We start from the raw sequence: 22,164 nt of genomic DNA, 5'->3' as shown, positions 1-22,164 counted from the left end.
TAAAATAATCTACACATGATAAAAAATTACAAAGTGAGGTAATTATTATGAGCAAGCTATATGGGGATTATTATAGTGGTATAGATGTAATCAACTTGAAATTTATTGGACAAGGTACCCAAGGTAAAGTATATTTCTTGCCACCTAACAAAGTAATAAAGATTTTTCACAGTAACCGTTCCTGTAAAGATCAATTTTATATTTTAGAGTGTGCAAAAAATAGCAGATTTTTTCCTAAAGTATACAAACATGATGACTACTCTATAGTTATGGACTTTGTACCAGGAGTGAATCTTAGGGACTACTTGGCAAAAAATAAATTAAGTAAAAAACTAGCATTTGAATTAGTAGAATTAGTATGTGAATTTGAAAGGCTTGGATTTACAAGATTAGATATACGTGCTCCTCATATTTTTGTACAAGCTGACGAATCTATTATAGCAATAGACCCTAGAAAAACCTTTCATATTGTCCAGAAATATCCTAAAAAAATATTAGGCACATTAAGGAAATTTGGATATTTAGATCAATTCTTTAGTTTAATAAAAAATAAATATAGTGATAAATATTCTCATTGGAAAAATTTATAGTTTAAAAGTCAACCTGATAATTACATCAGGTTGACTTAATATCATATTGCTCATGATTTTGTTTTAATTTACAAAATTAGATTTCCATAATAATTGGAAGTATAATTGGTCTTCGTTTAGTCTTTTCATATAGGTACTTCTCCATAGATTTTTTCATATTAGCTTTTAGTACATACCACTCAATAACTTTATTTTCTAAGCAATCCTCTAACTCTTTTCTAACAATGTCCTTTGCTTCCTTTATCAAAGCTTCAGATTCCTTTGCATATACAAATCCTCTTGTAATTATATCTGGTCCTGCAATTATACTATAGGATTCTTTTTCTATTGTAGCTACTATTGTGAGCATGCCATCTTGTGCCAAATGTTTTCTATCTCTAAGTACTATATTGCCTACATCCCCTACTCCAAATCCATCTACATATACAGATCCAGTATGAACCCTTCCTGTAATCATTGCTTCTTTATCTGATAACTCTAAAACTTGACCTGTTTCAAGATTAAAAATATTCTTCTCTTCCATTCCTAACTTCTGAGCTAATTCTGAATGGTGTCTTAAATGTCTATATTCGCCATGAACTGGCATAAAGTACTTAGGATGAACTAATGTATGAATTAACTTTAATTCCTCCTGATATGCGTGACCAGATACATGTACTTCCTCTAAAGCTTCATAAATTACATCTGCGCCTCTCTTAAATAATTGATTAATCACCTTAGATACTAATTTCCCGTTTCCTGGAATAGGCGATGCAGAAATAATATATAAATCTTTTGGTTCAATCTTAAGTTTTCTATGAGTAGAAAATGCTATTCTAGCAAGAGCTGACATAGGTTCCCCTTGACTTCCAGTGGTTATAATTGTTACCTGTTCGTTAGGATAACTCTGTATCTCATCTACACTTATAGTTTTGCCTTCAGGTATATGTAAATATCCTAAATCCATGGCTACCTCTGAAATATTTTCCATACTTCTTCCACTAAATGCTATTTTTCTTCCATACTTTACAGAAGCATTTACTATCTGCTGCATTCTGTGAATATTTGAGGCAAAGGTCGCCACAATAACTCTTCCTTTCGCATTAGAAAAAATTCTTGTTAAGGTTTCCCCTATAGATCTTTCTGGAATTGTATGACCTGGGCGCTCCACATTAGTACTATCTGCCATAAGTAGCAGTACCCCATTTCTTCCCAAGTTTGAAATACGCTCTAAATCCATAACTAATCCATCAATAGGAGTATAATCTATTTTAAAATCACCGGTATGTAATATTACACCAATTGGCGTATGAATAGCAATAGAGCAGGAATCCGCTATACTGTGAGTGTTTCTTATAAATTCAACTTTTAAATTTTCTAATTCTATTATATCTCCTGCTTCCACCTTATTGAGTTCACAATCTGAAAGAATATTATGCTCTTTTAATTTATTTTCAACTATCCCTAGAGTAAGTCTTGTGCCATAGACAGGCACATTTAGCTGCTTTAAAATATAGGGTAAAGATCCTATATGATCTTCATGTCCATGGGTTATAAAAATACCTTTAACCCTATCTGAATTATTTAACAAATAAGTTATATCAGGTATTACCAGGTCTACACCATACATTTCCTCATCAGGAAAGGATATGCCGCAATCTATTACAATAATCTCGTTTTTATATTCAAAGGCTGTTATATTTTTTCCTATTTCTCCGAGACCTCCCAAAGGGATAACTTTTACATTATTTTCGTTTTTCACTATACTACCTCCTCATCAATAGTTCATTTATTATATTTTGCCTTCTAAAACTAAAATTAATTCTTTTCTTTCTTTAATTTAATTACTATTCAATTTTTATCATTTTTTTAGCTTCAAATTAATGTTATAATTGGTATATGTGATCTATAATTTAATGAAGTGGAAACTTGAATCAGATGGGGTTTCGTCTACGACCCTGGGCTTTGCCCGTTAAATGCCATTTAGGCATTTAACCCCCACCTGATTCTTAGTTGAACGAATCTAGGGACATAGCCGCTCGCAACGTACAGTTAAGCGATTCACACAAAATCTATGATTTTGTATGAATCGCTTACTCCTCCGACGTTAGGAAGAGGAGTTTCCTATACAGATGGGAGTATTAGAGCAGGTAGTCATCGGACAAATAAGGTAGCTATAACACACTATACAAGGGGGATTACCATGAAAAAAACAACAGTAACATTATTAATGTCATTTATGCTAGTAATTTCAATTTTACTTGCATCAGGCTGTTCTAAGCAAACCAGCAGTTCTGGTCAAGCTTCTGAACAAAGCAAAAAAGAAAAAATTAAAATAGCAGCTTTAAAAGGCCCTACCGGCATGGGAATGGTTAAACTAATAGAGGAAAATAAAGATAGTTATGATATATCTTTGTTTGATTCACCTGACCAAATTATTTCTAAAGTAGTAAATGGTGAAGTTGATGGGGCAGCAGTACCATCAAATCTAGCACCAATTTTGTATAATAAGACAAAGGGTGCTGTTCAAATAGTAGGAATAAACACACTAGGAGTGCTATATATCGTAGAAAATGGTAATACCATAAAAGATATAAAGGATTTAAAAGGTAAAACTATTTATTCCAGCGGAAAAGGTGGTACACCTGAATTTGTTTTAAATTACATATTGGAGAAAAATGGTTTAGATCCAGATAAAGATGTTAAAATTGAATACAAGGCAGATCATAGTAATTTGGCTGCTGCAGTAGCATCAAAAGAGGTTAAAATAGCTGTTTTACCAGAGCCTTTTGTAACTACAACACAAATGAAAGATACAGATTTACAAGTATCAATAGACTTAACTAAAGAATGGGAAAAAGCATCAGAAGGTAAGAATCAGTTGGTAATGGGTACTTTAGTATTTAGAAAAGATTTCATAGATAAAAGAGGAAACGACTTAGATGAATTCTTAAGTAAATATAAAAACTCTGTTGATTTTGTAAATAGCAGTAAAGAGGAAGCGGGAAAATTAATTGAAAAAAACGGAATAATTCCAAAAGCTAAAGTAGCAGAAATGGCTATTCCAAAATGTAATATTGTATTTATCAGTGCAAAGGATGGAAAAGAATCCTTAGATAAATTCTACAGTGTTTTAAACGAAAATGATCCAAAATCCATCGGAGGAAAAATGCCAGATGAAAAATTCTATTACAAAGGAACTGAGAAGAGTAACTAGAAAAATCTTAACATTATCATTTTGGATATCAGTTTGGGAGCTTTGCTCCCTTTTTATTAATAATCCACTTTTACTACCTTCTCCCATAGAGGTAGCAAAAGTATTATTTTTTCTTACAGGAAAAATTTATTTTTGGAAAAGTGTTTGTAACAGCGTAACCACAGTTGTATTAGGCCTTTTTCTATCTATAGGTATAGGAATAGTAATAGGAGTTGCAGCCGGACTTATCAGCTTTATAGAAGAGCTGTTGGAACCTTTAATAGTAGTTACAAAAGCTACTCCTGTAATGTCTATAATAATCTTAGCTTTAGTTTGGTTCAGATCCTCTGGTGTAGTAATTTTTACCGCTATACTAATATGCTTTCCTATAATCTACACCAATGTATTGCAGGGGATAAAAGCTGTAGACAAGCAGCTAATCCAAATGGCTAGCATTTATAAAGTAAAAAAAATATATATAATAAAAGATATTTATCTTCCTTCAATAAAACATTATATTGTATCAGGAATACTAATGTGCCTAGGTATTGGCTGGAAGGTTTCAGTAGCTTCTGAAATACTTAGTACTCCTAGGTACTCCATAGGTCTAAATCTGCTAAAAGCTAAATCTACTTTAGAGACTGCTGAACTTTTTGCTTGGACTATTGTAGTTGTTTTATTAAGCTTTGCTTTTGAACTTATATTTAAATACTATATAAAAAAGAGAGAAAATAATTAATTTAATAATTTAATTAAGTGACATCAGAATATTTACTAAAAGTTTTTAATGCAGCTATTAAGGTAATTATACTTAATTATTTTAGGAGGTTAAATTAAATTGTCAGCTAATTACGAAGTTAAGTTAATAAATTTATGTAAATCCTATGAAGAAAATACTGTTTTAGACAATATAAATATGGACATACAAGAAAATAAGATTACTGTTATTTCAGGGCCTTCCGGTTGTGGAAAAACCACATTACTAAACATTATAAGTGGTGTTGAAAAAAAAGATAGTGGACAAGTTATCCTAAAAGATAATAGCATTTCTTATATATTTCAAGAAGACCGGCTTATTCCCTATCTTACAGTTTATGAGAATATAGCCTTTGTACTAAAGTCTACGCTAGATAAAAATGAAATGGATAAAATAATAACTAAATATCTAGAAATGGTTAGACTAATAGAGTTCAAAAATAAACTTCCATCTAAATTAAGTGGTGGTATGAAAAGACGGGTTGCCATTGCTAGGGCCTTTGCATATAAAAGTAGGTTACTTTTAATGGATGAACCCTTTAAAGGGTTAGATGATGAATTAAAAACTGAAATAATAGAAGAATTTTTAAAGCTCTATAAAAAAGATAAAAGGACTGTCATACTAGTAACTCATGACAAGGAAGAAGCAAAGCTCCTAGGAGATATAATATACCCTTTAAATGTGAAATAAAACCAAAGACCTGCTAATCAAGCAGACCTTTGGTTTTATCCAGTTACTAGCTTTGTTTATATTTTTGCAACTCAGCGTCTAGGTCAACTTCCTTCAGTTTTTCAAATTCTTTATCTAAAGAATTATCTTCTCTTAAATCATTTAGACCTTCAGCCATAGCCTCTTTTTTCTGTATTTTTCTTTCTATATCATCTAAGTTTATTTTGTTACTTCCAGCATCTACATTAGCTAATATCTCATTAACCTTTTTACTAGCCTCTGCATTATTATATCTTGCAGCAGCCTCATCTCTATAGGTTCTAGTCTTTTCTATCTCTGCCTCTAATTCTCTTAATTTTTTCTTAATGCCTTCCGCCTTTTTTACAGCATCATCATAACTCATCTTTAATGAATCATAGCTCTTATCAGCTTCAATTTTTTTGGCTAAAGCCTTTTTAGCCAACTCCTCATTACCCTTGCTCATTGCAAGTTTTACCTTCTCTTCAAATTCTTCTGATGTTCTTTTAGCATTACTCATTTTCTTTTCAATTTCATGAACATTTCCCAAAATTTGTGCAGATGAAAGTTTTGCTGTATTTAAACTTTCTTCCATGTCTCTTACCTTTTGATTTAACAGCTCTATCGGATTTTCAACCTCATCTAGAGCATTATTAACTTTTGACCTAAAAATATTTGATATTCTTTTAAACATTCCCATAAAATTTATTCCTCCTAAACCTCTTTAAAAAATATATTTTAATAACTATAAATTTATTATATAGTATTTAATACAATATAACAATGTTACTTTAATCCTTATTAGACAGTTTTTAAACCATTTTCTTTAGATATTTAGCTGAATCTCTCTATATCTAAATCTATCTTCAATTTTTGAGAATCGATTCCTATCTTCCATATAGCTTAGTAATTTCACTAATTTTTCCAGATAGTTTGTTAGTTAAATCCTCTTTTTTTACTCTCCACTTCCAATTTTCGCCTAAAGTTGATGGCGTATTCATCCTTGCTTCGCTTCCAAGAGCCAAATAGTCCTGAAGTTGTACAATAGCAAGGTTTGCAACTGAACTTAAAGCTCCTCTAATAAATCCCCAATTATATCCTTCATTGTCATCTAACTTTAGGTATTTCCTAGCAAAGTCTATATCACTTTTCTCTGTATTCTCAAACCATCCCATAACAGTATCATTATCGTGAGTTCCTGTATAAACTACACAATTCTTATCATAATTATGAGGCAGATAATCACTTTCTTCTCTGGTATCAAAAGCGAATTCTAATACTTTCATTCCCGGGTATCCTGTAACACTTCTAAAATTAATAACTTCTTCTGTTAAAAATCCTAAATCTTCTGCTATAATTTCCACTTCACCTAAAGTCTCTTCTATCACATTAAATAACTTAATTCCAGGCCCCTTCACCCATTGTCCATTTACTGCTGTTTTATCACCATAGGGTATTTCCCAAAAGGCTTGAAAACCTCTGAAATGGTCTATTCTTATTATATCATAAAGATCAATATTTCCTTTAATCCTTTCTATCCACCATTTATAATTAGTACTTTCTAAATATCTCCAATCATATATAGGATTTCCCCATAACTGACCAGTAACAGAGAAAGCATCTGGGGGACATCCAGAAATTTTAATAGGTTTTTTATTCTCATCTAAGCGGAAATTCCTGCTATTTGACCAAGTATCTGCACTATCTTCTGCTACATAAATCGGAATATCCCCTATAATTTTAACTCCATTTATGTTGGCATATTTTTTTAAATCAGCCCACTGCTGAAAGAATATATATTGTAAAAATATCCAATAATCTATCTCTTCCTTTAATTCTTCCCTATACCTTAGCAGTGCATTTATATCTCTCAGTTTGATATCTTCCTCCCATTCCTGCCATGATTTTAAGCCAAACTTAACTTTTACAGCCATGTATAGTGCATAATCCTCTAACCAATCTTTCTTTTGCTGCTTGAATTTTTTTATTTCCTTTTCATATTTTCCTCTACTATTTTGAAAAGCAATTCTTAGAATAGGCATTTTATTATTAAATATTTTCTCATAATCTACTTTTGTACAGTTATCTCCAAAATCTATATTTTCATAATCTCCTTTTTTTAATAATCCCTTCTCTTTAAGTAGATCAAAATCTATAAAGTATGGATTGCCTGCAAAAGTTGAAAAGGACTGATAAGGTGAATCTCCTGCTCCTATAGGTCCCATGGGGAGTATTTGCCAATATTTTTGACCTGCTTTTAATAAAAAATCTACAAATTTATAGGCTTCCTTGCCAAAGGTTCCAATGCCATAAGGACTCGGTAAGGATGTTATATGCATTAAAATACCACTACTTCTTGTAATCATTATAACTCTCCTTTATTTCAATTATTGAATTTATTTTTCATTAGTGTTATACTATATATATAAATCAAACGAAATATGTGTGCTACTTTATTTATATTTATAATATAATGTAGTATATTATAAAATTAAGGGGTGTATATTAATGAGTAATCATGTAGTTAAAATTTCAGAAGAATTATTAAAAGAGTTCGATGGTTTAGTACAAAAATCCGGTGTGTCTAAACAAGAATTTTTAAGTTCTATTGCCAATCTTTATAACATTAACAATATCGCAGAAAACGACATCATTGATGTTGCTTCCTACTATGATAGTTTCACTGCTTAATCTAAAAATTCAAATTGTAAATGATATTAAATATATAGTATAAATTTCAAATAAGCTTCAAAATAAAATTGTCACTTTATTTTGAAGCTTTTTTATATAATTTAACCTATTTTCGCAAACTTCCCAATGCGGTATATACAGCTTTGATCAATTCTGACATCGTTACAGTATCCTTTGGTCTGATTTTATTATCAATACTTGCCTCAATAAGTTTTAACCCACCTGCTAATGAAACATATCCAACCTTATCTTCACTTATCATATTACCATCAGTATATGTAATATTAAGCAAGCCTTTAATTTCTGCTATTTTATCATAACCTAATAATTTCACTAAACTTTTTGCAAGTTCTTCCCTTGTGACAAGTTCTTCTCCTTTAAACACTTCCTTTTTATCCTCAATAATCCCATACATTACTCCTAGCTGCACATATTTATAATCAGTAGAATCTTTATCTCCTATTCCCTTTGTAAAGCTAAGTTCATTCATGCCTTTTAGGTAAGGATTAAAGCCTTTTGCGTTAACAAGTATTTTTACAAGTTGAAGTCTTGTAATTTCAGAATCAAGTTTAAAATCTTTTATATCAATAATTCCTTGTGATGCTAATATAGTTGATTCCTTTTCTACATCACTTCCTTTAACCTTACTCTTAAATACATCCATATTTTCATCTATATTTTCACCGTAAAAATTTAATAACTCTCCAGTGTACGCATCTATACTGTTTAATGGACTGTTCAAGTTACCAACAGAATATACCAATTGGAGTTTTGAGTTGACTTTGTCCATGTTTTCTCCTTTGTTTAAAAGTAAATAGATAAGTTGAGGTTTATTAGCACTTAAAAATATTTCCTTTGCTTTATCATTGCTTATAGTATTTGTAGCGGTAGGTAAATCTAATTTATCTTGCCAAACACACGAATACGAATTCATCTCTCCAGTTTTAGTATCAAAGGTGATATTTATACCATCATTATTGTAAGGTATAGAATTGTTAAATCCTACTCCATTTACTATTCTTCCAAAATTAAATGTTATAAATCTATTTGGGATACCCCCATATATATATGATTGATTATTATAATTCTTTTGTTCTGTATTTATTTCCTTAATTTTTTGTGGACAGTTCTTAGCTATGAAACTAATAGCATTATCATAGCCTTGTTCCCAGTTTAATTTAGGTTGAAATTTTTCATCCGATTTATCATTGAAATTGAATTTATCCATTCTCACCAATTCTTCTGTTAAAGCATTAATGCTTATACTTCCCTCAGGCGGACCAAAATTAGTATTGTTCCCCTTCTTCACAAAGTCAGCATACCAAACTTTCATTCCTTTTCCTAGATATCCATTTTCATTTTCCTCATAATTAATAGAGTTAATATCGTATCCATCTCCAAATAATTTTTTGATTTTCTCCTTTATTACTTGTTCAGCTTTTTCACTACCTATAGGGCTACTAAACTTTTCTGTTGATTTACCAGTTTTAAAGATTTCTTCCTTTTGTTGATCTGTTATATTTCTAGTCTTTATACTTTCCATGTATTCTCCATTCCATGTCAAGGCCTTACCATTTTCAGCATCTATAATAAGTGGTGAAGAGGAATCTGTTGTATACACTAGTTTTGTTTTAATATCTTGATGATTATATGGTTTTTCTATATAAGAATTATAAACTAAGTTCATTTTTGTATCTTTATCAAATATCTCTTGTGCTTCCTGCTGATTTATTACCTTGTCTGAACTAGGAACCTTTAAATCACTATCCCATACAATTCCATAGGAAATAATTTTTCCTGTTATACCATCTACTTCTACCCTTATGTTGTTACTTTCACAAGGAATTTTATTTATAGTTCTACTATAAGTAAAACTATAGCTATTCATCCCATAACTAATCATGGAATTATTGTCTTTAACCAGTGTAGTTTCCGAAAACTCTTTAGGATTAATTTTTTTTAAAAAGGCCTCACTAATATCTTTTGCTTGTTCTTGTGTAATAGTTGCTATAGCTAAAGATGTTTGATTAGGTATCATTTCAAATTTATTTACTCGAAGTACTTTTCCTGTACTTCCATCTATTGCAACATCAATATTAACCTGTTTATCTTCATTTGGATTATACCAGTGTATATCCCAAGTACTTGTTTTTGCACCATTATAGGCTAAATTAAAGTTTACATTACATTGAAATTTTGTATCGTCAATAGTTGTTTCAAAATAATTTTTCAATACTTCCCTTGCAGTCTGCTTTGCTTGATCTTGGGAAATCTTTGCTTTCTCTTTTTCTGATACTGCAGAAAGCTTGTCCGTAGTAATATTAGTTGAAGAAATAGATATAGTTTTAGAGTTATTAGCAGTATCATTTATTCCCTGCGCAAATACAGATTTCGTTGATACTATAAGAGTAGCAGTTAAAACAAGTACAACCATCCTTTTACTTTTCATAATTAAGTCCCCCTAAAAATTTAATTTGATACTTATTATTATACTGCAAGCTTTAGAAAAGAAATGCATAATTACGAAGATATATCTAAAACTTTTATAGACAAAAAACATCATTTCAGTTTGTGATTTATCAAACAAAAATATATACACACCACTGATTACCCAAACCATTTTGTTTTATTTTTCACTAACGATTTTTTTCAAAACAAAAATATTAGACTTTTTAGTATAAAAACTATCTTTTTTTCATAATTTTTTATTCAAAATAAATACAAATTCATAATAATTGTATATTTTTATGAATTTGAATCCACAAACACCTTTTATTGGTAATTAAATGTTGAAAAAGAAAAAACGATTCTAGATATAAAGATAACAATTTTCGCTGATTTTTGCTGGAATTTTCAGAAAATTAATGTTAATATAATAACAACAAAATCGTTAAGTTTAAAACAATACAGAAAATATTTGATTCCTATAAATAATTAGATTATATGAGAGGTGTATGTATTATGAAAAAATCTAAAGTTTTACAAAAAGAAACAATTTCTATTGATCTTAAACCAGGAGAATTTTTATTAATTATAAATAAAAAGAAAAAGTTATCGGACAGAAGTAATGTATCTTTCGAAAATAAAAACATTATAAATATTGCAATAGATAATAGCAAAAGAATAAATAATTCTTTTATGTCTTTGATAAAGGTTTATTTAACCTCTTTGAATCCTATAAGAAGTATTGGCAGACAGTGCTCTGAGGTAATTTCAAAGTATACCGGTCTACCGCTAAACGAATCAGAATTTAAGCTAAAAGAAGTATTAAACAAACTTCTTTGTCCTAATACTGAGGCTATTCTACAAAGCCTTCCACGAAAAGTACAAGCTTATGAAAAACAAAGACTTATGTTTGCAATAGCATTCATAGTTAAGCCAAAGCTTATAGTTTTAGATGATACTATTTTTAAAATGGAACCTGAACTAAGCTCTTATGTATTGGGCGAACTAAAAAAATTAAAAGAAGAAAATAAAACCAGTATAATTCTTATATCAAAGAAACTTGACACTATAAATGAAATCATAGATAATATCGCAATCATGTATAAAGGAACTATAGTTGAATATGGAAAAAAAGATTTGCTTTTAACAGATCCTATTCATCCTTACACTAGATATATGCTCACACCTGAAGGTGCAAAAGCTTTAGAGGAAACAGCATCTGAAATTGCCAATTATGTGAAAGATATTAACAACCTACCTCTAAATGGATGTTCTTTCTGTCTAAAATGCAAAAAAGCCTCTTATGATTGTGTATACATGACTCCTAAGATAGAAAATTTAAACAATGATAGACAAGTAATTTGTGGTAATTCAAGTAAAATAGCTTGAAGTGAGACTATTTTACTTACTATACCTCTAAAATAATTCAGAAGATAAAACTAGAGCTTTTAACTATAAAGAAAAAAGTAACCTATCTCCTCATTATTAGTGGAATAGGTTACTTTTTTTAGATAACTGATTTGCAAACTCCATATGCTCTAGGCTTCACTTTATTCTCATCTTAATTTTTTACTGACTTTATTTTTATACATTAAAGCATCTGCAATTTTAATAATTTCATCTCCAGTACTTATCATAGTGTTCTCATCTATATCTTTAATTCCATAACTAAATGATATATTATATGGCCTTATCTTCTTCTCGTTAAATTCCTCTACTCTTTTTGAGATCTTACTCATAATTTCTTGCACTTCCTTATAACAACAATTAGGAAATATAATCACAAATTCATCGCCACCCATGCGGCTTACATAACGAAGTTCTTTTATAAATTCTTTTATAAATTTAACAATTATATTTATAAGGTAGTCTCCTTCAGCATGTCCATACTTATCGTTAACAGATTTTAGCTTGTCTATATCTATAAAACAAATTGAAAAATAGCTATGTTCTTTTAAACACTTTTTCAACTCTTGTTCAATCACTGTAAAACCTGCTCTGCGATTTGAAACACCTGTCATATAATCTGTATACGCATAATATTTAAGTTTTTCCTCAATTTTTTTTCTCTCTTCAATTTCTTTTTGTAGTTTTTCCTGTATCTCTTGAAGATAAAGCTGTTGACAATCACTTATTTTAGTAATTTTCATTGTAGACTTTAAACTACGTTCATAACTTGTAATGATTTTCTGAAAATCCTCTATGGAAACACTTCCCCTACTTTTCGATTCCAAGTATATCTTTTTGGCAATATTAAGCGCATCCACTTCTTCTTTAAAAAGATTCTGTAAATCATGCAGCATAATTTTCTCTCCCTTAATACCTAATGATTTTTTACATTATCGATTAAGTTTCTTCTATAAAATTAAATTCTAGTTCCGCATCTAAATCTTCTTCCAGTTCTTTTCCGCACTCTAAAATATTTCTATTACTAGATTTGTAATACCAATTGATTCTGATTTTCTTACCTTTTTGGGCAGATTCTTCAAATTTATAAATAATATCCATTAAACACTTAATACTACTTGTATTTAAGTATATCAAACCAAGATCCAATTGGGTAGCGTCATTATGATCTTCAAAATAATCATCAATCCAATCAAATAAGGGTTCGTAAAATTTAAACGCATTTTCAGGGTAGGACTGTCCTTTTATTTTTAAAATTCCTGTTTCAGAATTGAAATCAACCTCTGGGGATGATTTTGTTTCCTCTATATATAGCTTATCCATTTTAACTCTCCTTTACTATATACTTACTCTTAATATAAAGAAGGAATGATTTTCATCTCTTTCAATAAATGAATATTTTAATAACCCGCTTGACTTTCTTGCCATGTCTATTAGACCAAGTCCGGCTCCTAAATCATTATTTCTACTATTTTTAAGTTTTTCCTTATAACATTTTCTCAATTGGACTTTATCTTGAGAATTTACATACTCTATCTTTTCCTTTAATTCTTTTATATCTACATTATCTATAATATTTCCTGAACAAACATAGTAGTGATTATTTTCTTTTCCTATAACTATTATACTTTCAAAAGCTAGTTTTACAAACTCACTTTCTTTATTATAAGTAACTTTTTTATAGAAATAATTTTTTATATTTTGAGATTGTTCTATGTATATAGAAAATATGTCATAGCTTTTCTTTTCATCCATATCCTCAGTTTTATCTTGCTCTATATAATTCTTTATAGCTTCTCCAATTTCCTCTATTATTTTTTGAGTAAAAGAACCATTAAAACTTATAATAACACCAAGATGATTCATTTCTCTCACTATAGAGTCTATTTTTTGATCAATCACCAATATCATCTCCTAAACAGAATATTATTCTAGCTTAATTGCAAATAATGTTATATCGTCTCTTTGTTCTTCGCTTCCCATGTATTTAATCAAAGTGCCTAATAGTTCATTTCTTTGTTTTTGAAAAGGTAGTCTATTTGCATCTTTAAGTGCATTTATAAAGTTGTCTACACCAAAAGGATATATATTTTTATCCCCATTTTGATCTATAAAACCATCTGTTGTCATATATAAAGCATCGCCAGGCAGGTAGTCAATTTCTACATCTATAAATTCTTTGCTTTTTTTATTCCTTCTCGGCTTCATGTTATATCCAATACTTCTGTTTATCCCTCTGATTTCCTTTAAATCACCGTTATTCATATGGAAAAGTGACATATGAGCACCGGAATATGTTATCTTTCTTAATGTTTTATTTACAAAACAAATCCCTATATCAAGCCCTGCATGAAAATGCTCTGAATTATTAAATTTATAGAATGTATCTTTAAATGCATTATTAAGTCTGTTCAATATTTCAGCAGAACTTCCAGTTTCATATTCCTTAAAAATTTGATTTAAAATCTGATTCACTGCAATTGTCATAAAAGCTCCTGATACACCATGTCCTGTACAATCCATTACAGCTATATAAAAACCATTTTCTTGAGGAATAAACCAATAAATATCACCACCTACAATATCTCGAGGCTTCCATATTACAAAGGCATCATCAGTATAGTTTTTAATAAATGATATATCTGGCAAAAGAGAGTTTTGTATGACGCTTGCACAGTTTATATTCTCTATAATCAATTCATTTTTTGCCCTTATAGCATCTTCAGATTTTTTTCTTTCTTCTTCAAACAACTTAACATTTTCAGATGCTATTGCTATCTGCACCGCTAAAGCATAAAAGAAATCTATCTTACTTTGAGTAAAATACTCTTTAGAATTATGTTCAGCAATTATTACTCCAATTCTTGTTTTATTCTTAAAGTTATCAAGAGGAACCACAAGTATCGAACTAACATTTTTTCCTCTTATAAATTTATGATCACTATTATTTAGGTCAAATACACCTATATCTTTAACTCTCATAAAATACTCTGGAAGATCACTAGAATTTCGTGAAATAAATGCGTTTCTATTATAAACACTTCTTGAATAGTACTTAAAACTATTCTTATTTCTTACCCATATAGTACAAGTGTCAAGTCCCATAACTCCCATAAGCATATCTGTAACTATATCCATGAGTTCAATAAAGGAATTTAGATTTGAAGAACTCTTGATTACTTCACCTAAAACCCAGTTTATAGCTCTTTGCTCCTGTATTTCTCTATTTAAATTCAAAATTTCTATTTCCTTTTTTTTTAAATTCAAATTTTCTATTACATTATCTCTTTGTTTACTATAATTAAAGTTCATATAGCTTATGAGCCGAGGCTCAAAACCTCCTTATTCCACATTAAATCTAATCTATAAAAGTATCATCCTTTTCTCCGTCAATTTCTTTATTAGTATCCTTAATATTTTCCTCATTATTATATTCTTGTTTAGCTTTGCTATCCTCCATTTCTTGTGTCCATTGCTCTTCCTCACCAGGACTTATTCCTAATACTTCATGTATCACTTCCATAACCTTAGCCTCTTGGAATGGTTTAACTATAAAATTTACAGCACCTAACCTTATTGCTTCCAAGACTGTAGTCCTTTCTCCCATTGCAGTTATCATTATTATTTTTATATTAGAATCCATTTCTATTAGCTTCTTCACTGCTTCAATTCCGCTGATTCCCGGTAGAGTTATATCCATAGTCACAATATCCGGCTTACATTCTCTAAATTTTCTGATTGCCTTTTCTCCACTTTCTACCTCTGCCACAACATCAAAGCCTTTTGTTTTAAAAAGCTCCTTTAATCTTTGTCTTATTATAACCGAATCATCTACTATCATTATTTTTTTCATATACATTCTCCCCACATAATTTATCCGATGATTACCACTCTAGTCTCCCTATCTTAAACACATACTAAGAAGGGCTGTACATCTTACTTCATTCAATTATAAGGTAAAATAAATTTTAAAATAGTACCTTTTGATTTTTCTGTATCTATTTCAAGCTTGCCATGTAAAGAATTCAATTCATTTATTACTGCTAGCATTCCTTCTCCTCTACCACCAATTTCATCAATCTCATTTAACGTACTGATGCCTTCACTAAAAGTTATATACTCTGAATTATTGACGGAAATAGAAACCATATTTTGTAGCCTTTCTTTTTTAGAAATAGTTCTAATCCTTAACTCATCTATATCCATTCCGTAACCATCATCAAATATTTCTATAATAATCATGTTTTTATTTTTACTTATCCTGCAGCCTATGTTACCAGTTTTACTTTTGCCCACTTCTAACCTTTCTATAGGTAATTCAATACCATGTTTAACAGCATTTCTAAAAATGTTCACAAGAGATTTTGTGAAGTTATAATACTTGTTCTCATCTACTGGTATATGTTCTTCACTTTCTATGTTAAAAGGGTTTACTAATTTTTCTTCTTTTTCTGCAAGTTTTAAAACATATTGAGGATAACCCTCAAGTAATTTTGAAAAATCAATAAACTTTAGCCTATAAATCTCATCTAAGACTATTTGAGCTTCCACACTTTTAATTTGCTTAAGTCTTTGCTCTAGTTGTTCTAGTTTTGCCTTGCTTACTACAATATCTTTCTCCTCAAATTCAAGATATTTGTTATCAATAAATTCGCCTAGCTTTTGAAGATAATTTTTTATTAAGTCTTCTAAATGAAAATCGTATATATTTTTTATTATGTCTTCTTTAGATAAAAGCTTATTTTTCTCTTTCATATCTACAATTAATTCTTCTATTTCATGAAGTCTTCTAACTAAAAACTCCATATCAAACATAGCAAAATTTCCTTTAAAAGTATGAATTTCCTTCATAATAACTTGGAGAATGGTGATCTTATCAAAGCTTTTATTTAGTAACTTATTTATTCCTTCAGAAGAAAAATAAATATATTCTTTAAGCAGTTTCTTAAATAAACTATTATTAGAAATAATTTTTGTTGCTGTTTCAAATTTAGATTGTTCATCCTTTATTTTTTTCTCTAAAAGTTTCTTTTCTGTTACATCCATCAATAAAAAAAGAATCTGTTCTGTAGATTTCTGTAAATCGGACATTATTAATTTGCACGCTAAACTTAAAGTCTTATTTTTATATACAATCTCTTCTGGAAGTATCTTTAACAATACCTTACGTTTAAATTCATTTTCACTAAAAATATCTTTGTTTAAAATTTGCTCTATGACTTGTATGTTATCATGACTATTATAAGGTCTTATTAATTCTGTAAATTTTTCATTTCCAACTTTTTTGCCGAATATTTTTACGCATTCTGCACTATAATTCTCCTCAATGATAAGCTCCTCATTAGTAGTAAATATACATTGACCTGTGTTATCAAGAATAAGCTTTAGTTCATTTTGCAGTTCATTTAAGTAGTTGTGTTGAGAATCACTTATATTTATGATTTTAATACTTTGCTTAATTAGTTTTTTATATTCTTTTGTTAATTTTTTATATTTTTCATATAACTTGCAGTCTTTATACTCATCAGATGCAGCAATATTATATGCTTCATCAAGTATAAAATTCTCCCTATCAAATAAATCTGACATAATAACCACCTCATTGCTTCCATGTAAAACAACTTACTATATTTTAGCACAAAATTTGGATTATAGTCTATAAAACTAAGAAAATACTGTAACTGAGACTTTATCTTCATTTATAGTAAAACAAATGTTTTAATGGAGATAATTGAGAAAAGAGCCTAAGTTAAGGCCCTTTTTGTTGATTTGTATTTAGACTTATTTTAGCTTACTTGTATATATCAAATACCTTATCTAATCGTGTTAAACTAAAGATTCTCATAACCTGTTCATTTATGGAATAAAGCTTTAAACTACCATTTAATTGTTCACACTTTTTATAAGTTGAAACTAAAACTCCAAGACCAGTACTATCAATAAAGGTGCATTTACTGAAATTTAATACAAATTTTTTTTCTCCCTTACTCATAAGATAATTGAGCTTTTCCCTAAACTTATCTGCTTCATCTACAGCAAAATTTTCAGGTATTTCAATATTTAATTCATTCATTTAAATCACCTCAAATTTTAAATTTTTCTACAAGATTATGTAGCGACACTGCCATTGCGCTAGTTTCCTCTGCGCTTGAAGCTACATTCTCAATTGCCGTACTTTGCTCTTCAGCAGCTGCCGCCACTTCTTCACTATTGGATGCAGTAGTTTCAGTAATAGTTGCAACTGTATTAATAATATCTATTATTTTATCTGAACTAGCCACTTCATCTTTTGTAACGTCTACTATTTGCTCAATATCCTTTGCTATTTGTTCTACTGCACTAATAACAGTTATAAAGGATTTATCCGTATCATTTATTATAGCTACTCCATTTTCCACTGCATTTTTTCCTACACTCATAGCCTGTACTGCTTTATCTATTTCAACTACCATTTCATTTACTAATAGAGATATCTCATTTGCACCCACATTAGTTTGTTCCGAAAGCTTACGGACTTCTTCTGCAACCACTGTAAAACCCTTGCCGTGTTCCCCAGCTCTTGCTGCTTCGATAGCTGCATTTAACGCTAAAAGATTAGTTTGTGATGATATATCGTTTATAGTACTGATAATGCCGTTAACTTTTTTAGAAAGTTGTTCTAATACCTTTAATCTTTCTTCTGTTTCAATTGAAGACTTGCTAATATTTTCAACAGCTATAACTGTATCTTTAACTTTTTTTCTTCCCTGCTCAGCAGCATCCATAGTATTGTTAGAGTTATTTTTTGCGGTAAGGGCTCTGCTTTGAGCGATCTGAACTAAACTTGTAAGCTGAACCAAAACCTCTGATGTTTCAATAATTGAATCACTTTGAGACTTAGCATTTTCTGCGACTTTTTCAATATTGTTAGTTATTTGTTCTGTTGTAGAGCATATCTCTTCATTTGAAGCCGCTAGTTCTTCTGATGCTGCTTCTAGTTCAATTGCCCCTCTTCTAACATTTTCTATTATATTATGTTGATGTTCAATCATTTTATTAAAATATTTACCTAAAGTTTGTATTTCATCTCCTGTATTTATTTGAGCTCTTACAGTTAAATCACCTTCACCAGCTCTAGTCATTAACTGTTCTAAATGCTTAATAGGATTTATTATATTTTTTATTGATAATAGATAAGCTAACAATACTGAAATAATTACAGATAATATAGCCATAATTATTGTAACCCTTCTAATAGTTATAGCAGAAGACATATACTCATCATAATCTGCAACAACTGCTACAATCCAATTATTAACAGGAGTAAACTTTACAAATTTCCGTACCCCGTCATAAGTATAATATCCTTCAACAGTTTCGCCAGTTTTAGCCTTTTCTACAAGAGCTTTTAAATCGGCGCTGCTACTACTCAAAAGATTTTCTTTAGCAATTTTTTCACTTTTAGGATGGAATACAACTAGTCCATTTTTGTCAATCATATAAGCATATCCATTGTTGCCTATTTTAACTTTGGAAGCTCTTTTAGAAATACTCTCAAAGGGTACTAATGCAATTACTGTACCAACTACCTTATCATCAATATTTAGAGTATGTGCAATTCCTATTATAGGCTTTCCTGTAACCTTTGAAATCAAAATAGTTTTACTTATGCCCTTTGAATTCTTCAAAGCATCTTGCACATATTCTCTGTCACTAAAATCAGTGTCATATTTCTCACTTGAATTGCTAATAATGCCCTTACCAGTTGGATCTGTAACAATTAAGCTTTCGATTATATCACTATTCTCCTTCTGTATTTTTTGCAAATAATTATAACTTTCTAAGCTATAGCTATTGTCTCCAGAAGCAACCTTTGCCATTCTTTCATCTGAACTTAAAATTTTAACATATTTGTCTACTGAATCTATTGTTTCATTTATACTAGATGCAGTTTCATTGGTAAGCTCTCTCAACTGCTGTTCTGTTGCATATTGCAGTGAGCTAGCAGTCTTAGTATAGGAATATCCCCCTAATGTAATAATAGGAATAGCGATAAATATAAAGAACATTAATCCTAGCTTATTTTTTAAGCTTATTTGCATCAACAATACCTCCACTTTCCATTTATCTGATGACTACCCGCTCTTAACTCCCATCTTCTCCAAAGTGGGAGTTAAGAGCGGCTACGTCCCTAGATTCGTTCAACTAAGAATCAGGTGGAGGTTAATGCCTAAATGGCATTTAACGGGCAAAGCCCCGTGGTCGTAGACAAACTCCATCCGATTCAAGTTTCACTTCATCTTAAATAATAATTACTTTTTAAGCAGATAGACATTTTTGTATAATTAAAGTATTTTTCTTCAACTCAATTTTGTCAGAAAGGCTTTTTATAATAAATAATCCCCTTCCACCATCACTTAATAAATCACCATTTTCTAATTGTTCTTCAATTATTAGATTTTTAAAACCATTTCCTGAATCACTAATTTCAAATTTAACGCTTTCATCATTATAAAAATATCTTAAATATATAGGCTTGTCTTTATTCATATTGTTGCCGTGTTTGAAAGCATTTGTCAAAGCTTCCGTAAGTATTAATCTAATGTCGAAGTCCTGTTTGTGTGCATTCAATTCCGCAATGATTTTATCTATAACTTTATTATGTCCTGATAAACCATAAAAAATAAATTCATTACTTTTCATTCTAAACAACATTCCTCCAATACTACTCTATTTCCAGTGCAATTAAGGTGCTATCATCTTTTATGCCTTCTCCATCAGTCAACATATCATTTAAAATATTTTTTAAATAGAGATTAAATTCGGTTATCGTATGTGTTTTAAGGTAGTTTATTTCATGATCAAATATAAAATCTAATCCATCAGTAAAGAAACAGAACCTATCTCCTGATTCAAAACAAATCGTATGTTCATCGAACACACTATCTTCAAACATACCTAAGAAGGGACCTTTAACAATTAGTTCCTGAGGATTATCTTTACATTTTTGAAATGCATATTGATTTATACCTGCCCCCACTACTTTTGCTTCATTATTTTTAAAATCTAAACTAAAACAACAAGCAGCAATATATCGTTCTTCTAAATGATTAATAATTTTTTTATTTAAACTCTTAATTATCTCCTGTGGATCATGACTATTTAGCACGGCTTCACCAAATAAAACCAAAAATGCTGACACACTTAACGCTGCTGTAATTCCTTTACCACTAACATCCCATACTATCCCAACAACTAAATCTTCGTTAACTTTATACATTTTAAAAAAGTCTCCACTTACAGTTCTAGCTGGTATGTACAAACTTTCCATTTTAATTTTTTCTGGGCAAGGACATGTAGTTTCTAAACACTTTCTTTGAAATTTTGCAGCTTGATTTAAATTTTTCTTCAATTCAGTAATATCTCTAATTATTGATTGAATTGCTGGCTTTCCTTTGTAGGTTAAGTAACTTGAAGATACTTCTACCTCTATAGCGCTATTATCACAACGATAAATTTTATAATCAAAGGTATATTTTGATTTTCTATTTTCCTCCATATGTTTTATTCTTTTTTTCAAAATTTCTATAAAATCATTATGAATATATTTATACACACTAGCTCCAATAATCCTGCTGTAATCTTCATCTACTAGTCTGCATGCCTGGTTATTTGCCAAAACAATTTTATCATCTACAGTAATAATTATTGCCTCTGGCGAGAGGTTAACAATTTTACGATATCTTTCTTCACTTTCCTTTATTGTATTTGCTAATATCTTTCTTTCTGTAATATCTCTTAACTGTTCAACAACAAATATTACTTGACCTGATTTATTTAACACTGGATTACAAGTATATTCCATGTACTTGCTAAACTCTGGAATGTACTTTTCTGTCCTTATCATCTTCTTAGTTTCAATTACTTTTTCAACATCACAATCTTCGCATCTCTCTTTTTTATTTAAAATTTCAAAACATCTTTTTCCTTTAACTTCATCTCTATTTTTTTTATAAAATTTATAACCAGATTCATTAAAAAGTAAAATTGTCTTATCTGGATTAAATACCCTTATTATATCAGGAATCCCCTTAAGCATTCCCTCTAAAAGTTTTATACAGCTCTCTTTTCCATATCCACTACATTCACTAGACTGGTCTGTACTATCAAGGAGTCCTTCAAATCCAAATTTATCTTCTATTTGCTCTTTAATAATATTTTGTATTACTTCGTATTCCAAAGTATTTCACCTCTAAATCTTATAACCAACATAAATGCTTTTTACATTGATAATAAATGTTTCATATTTTTTAAATTTATTTTGCAACTTATCCTATGGTTATCTATTCAAATATCACAATATCATCCAAGCTTCCACTTCATTGCATTATACATTCCTCTATTATATAATACAATACTTATAACACTATTTA

General features: G+C 29.7%; 20 protein-coding genes. 6 read left to right on the top strand and 14 right to left on the bottom strand.

Annotation, left to right across the window (positions count from 1 at the left end):
* Positions 1-47: 47 nt before the first annotated feature.
* Complete coding sequence (locus CLMAG_RS10950; RefSeq protein ID WP_066621997.1) at positions 48-590, top strand: serine/threonine protein kinase; 543 nt, start codon at positions 48-50, stop codon at positions 588-590.
* Between the two features lie 76 nt (positions 591-666).
* Here the strand turns inward: CLMAG_RS10950 and CLMAG_RS10945 are convergent, their stop codons facing one another.
* Complete coding sequence (locus CLMAG_RS10945) at positions 667-2,331, bottom strand: ribonuclease J (RefSeq protein ID WP_066621995.1); 1,665 nt, start codon at positions 2,329-2,331, stop codon at positions 667-669.
* 441 nt (positions 2,332-2,772) lie between these two features.
* Between CLMAG_RS10945 and CLMAG_RS10940 the strand changes: the two genes are divergently transcribed.
* The 3 genes from CLMAG_RS10940 to CLMAG_RS10930 all read left to right on the top strand — a co-directional run bounded on the left by CLMAG_RS10940 (position 2,773) and on the right by CLMAG_RS10930 (position 5,212).
* Positions 2,773-3,786 carry an ABC transporter substrate-binding protein gene (locus tag CLMAG_RS10940; protein WP_066621993.1) on the top strand — a complete coding sequence of 338 codons (1,014 nt, stop codon included), beginning with the start codon at positions 2,773-2,775 and terminating at the stop codon, positions 3,784-3,786.
* The gene (locus CLMAG_RS10935; protein WP_066621991.1) at positions 3,746-4,504 is read left to right on the top strand and encodes an ABC transporter permease; all 759 of its coding nucleotides are present in this window, start codon (positions 3,746-3,748) and stop codon (positions 4,502-4,504) included. The genes CLMAG_RS10940 and CLMAG_RS10935 overlap by 41 nt, the downstream gene beginning before the upstream one ends.
* A gap of 99 nt (positions 4,505-4,603) precedes the next feature.
* On the top strand, positions 4,604-5,212 hold the full coding sequence (locus CLMAG_RS10930) for an ABC transporter ATP-binding protein (RefSeq protein WP_423231069.1): 609 nt from the start codon (positions 4,604-4,606) through the stop codon (positions 5,210-5,212).
* Between the two features lie 46 nt (positions 5,213-5,258).
* On the opposite strand, the gene CLMAG_RS10925 is transcribed toward CLMAG_RS10930, so the two are convergent.
* Together CLMAG_RS10925 and malQ are read right to left on the bottom strand one after the other, a co-directional pair.
* A complete protein-coding gene (locus CLMAG_RS10925) occupies positions 5,259-5,909 on the bottom strand; it encodes a PspA/IM30 family protein (protein WP_066621987.1) in 651 nt (216 codons plus the stop codon).
* Positions 5,910-6,096: 187 nt separating this feature from the next.
* Positions 6,097-7,575: a 4-alpha-glucanotransferase gene (gene malQ, locus CLMAG_RS10920; RefSeq protein WP_066621985.1), complete on the bottom strand. Its 1,479-nt coding sequence runs from the start codon at positions 7,573-7,575 to the stop codon at positions 6,097-6,099.
* A 142-nt stretch (positions 7,576-7,717) separates the two neighbouring features.
* On the opposite strand from malQ, the gene CLMAG_RS10915 reads away from it, so the two are divergent.
* On the top strand, positions 7,718-7,900 hold the full coding sequence (locus CLMAG_RS10915) for a hypothetical protein (RefSeq protein ID WP_066621983.1): 183 nt from the start codon (positions 7,718-7,720) through the stop codon (positions 7,898-7,900).
* Between the two features lie 106 nt (positions 7,901-8,006).
* Here the strand turns inward: CLMAG_RS10915 and CLMAG_RS10910 are convergent, their stop codons facing one another.
* Entirely contained in the window at positions 8,007-10,349 is a 2,343-nt protein-coding gene (locus tag CLMAG_RS10910; protein ID WP_066621981.1) for a YcdB/YcdC domain-containing protein, read from the bottom strand.
* A gap of 512 nt (positions 10,350-10,861) precedes the next feature.
* Here CLMAG_RS10910 and CLMAG_RS10905 point away from each other — a divergent pair.
* Positions 10,862-11,734, top strand: a complete 873-nt coding sequence (locus CLMAG_RS10905) for an oligopeptide/dipeptide ABC transporter ATP-binding protein (RefSeq protein ID WP_066621979.1) — start codon at positions 10,862-10,864, stop codon at positions 11,732-11,734.
* A gap of 167 nt (positions 11,735-11,901) precedes the next feature.
* Here the strand turns inward: CLMAG_RS10905 and CLMAG_RS10900 are convergent, their stop codons facing one another.
* The 10 genes from CLMAG_RS10900 to CLMAG_RS10855 form a co-directional block, all read right to left on the bottom strand.
* Complete coding sequence (locus CLMAG_RS10900; protein ID WP_066621977.1) at positions 11,902-12,648, bottom strand: GGDEF domain-containing protein; 747 nt, start codon at positions 12,646-12,648, stop codon at positions 11,902-11,904.
* Positions 12,649-12,691: 43 nt separating this feature from the next.
* The gene (locus tag CLMAG_RS10895) at positions 12,692-13,075 is read right to left on the bottom strand and encodes a DUF1987 domain-containing protein (protein WP_066621975.1); all 384 of its coding nucleotides are present in this window, start codon (positions 13,073-13,075) and stop codon (positions 12,692-12,694) included.
* A gap of 15 nt (positions 13,076-13,090) precedes the next feature.
* Positions 13,091-13,654, bottom strand: coding sequence for a SiaB family protein kinase (locus CLMAG_RS10890; protein WP_082831883.1), 564 nt, complete (start codon positions 13,652-13,654; stop codon positions 13,091-13,093).
* 24 nt (positions 13,655-13,678) lie between these two features.
* The gene (locus CLMAG_RS10885; protein ID WP_066621973.1) at positions 13,679-15,064 is read right to left on the bottom strand and encodes a SpoIIE family protein phosphatase; all 1,386 of its coding nucleotides are present in this window, start codon (positions 15,062-15,064) and stop codon (positions 13,679-13,681) included.
* 46 nt (positions 15,065-15,110) lie between these two features.
* Entirely contained in the window at positions 15,111-15,605 is a 495-nt protein-coding gene (locus tag CLMAG_RS10880) for a response regulator (protein ID WP_066621972.1), read from the bottom strand.
* Between the two features lie 92 nt (positions 15,606-15,697).
* The gene (locus tag CLMAG_RS10875) at positions 15,698-17,341 is read right to left on the bottom strand and encodes an ATP-binding protein (protein WP_066621971.1); all 1,644 of its coding nucleotides are present in this window, start codon (positions 17,339-17,341) and stop codon (positions 15,698-15,700) included.
* A 202-nt stretch (positions 17,342-17,543) separates the two neighbouring features.
* Positions 17,544-17,825, bottom strand: a complete 282-nt coding sequence (locus CLMAG_RS10870; RefSeq protein WP_066621969.1) for an STAS domain-containing protein — start codon at positions 17,823-17,825, stop codon at positions 17,544-17,546.
* 10 nt (positions 17,826-17,835) lie between these two features.
* Positions 17,836-19,833, bottom strand: coding sequence for a methyl-accepting chemotaxis protein (locus CLMAG_RS10865; RefSeq protein WP_066621967.1), 1,998 nt, complete (start codon positions 19,831-19,833; stop codon positions 17,836-17,838).
* Between the two features lie 217 nt (positions 19,834-20,050).
* On the bottom strand, positions 20,051-20,434 hold the full coding sequence (locus CLMAG_RS10860) for an ATP-binding protein (RefSeq protein ID WP_066621965.1): 384 nt from the start codon (positions 20,432-20,434) through the stop codon (positions 20,051-20,053).
* 22 nt (positions 20,435-20,456) lie between these two features.
* On the bottom strand, positions 20,457-21,971 hold the full coding sequence (locus CLMAG_RS10855; protein ID WP_242873003.1) for a SpoIIE family protein phosphatase: 1,515 nt from the start codon (positions 21,969-21,971) through the stop codon (positions 20,457-20,459).
* Between the last annotated feature and the right edge of the window lie 193 nt (positions 21,972-22,164).

The sequence above is a fragment of the Clostridium magnum DSM 2767 genome, assembly GCF_001623875.1.
GTDB lineage: Bacteria > Bacillota > Clostridia > Clostridiales > Clostridiaceae > Clostridium_AM > Clostridium_AM magnum.
This window is presented reverse-complemented; position numbering and strand designations above follow the sequence as displayed.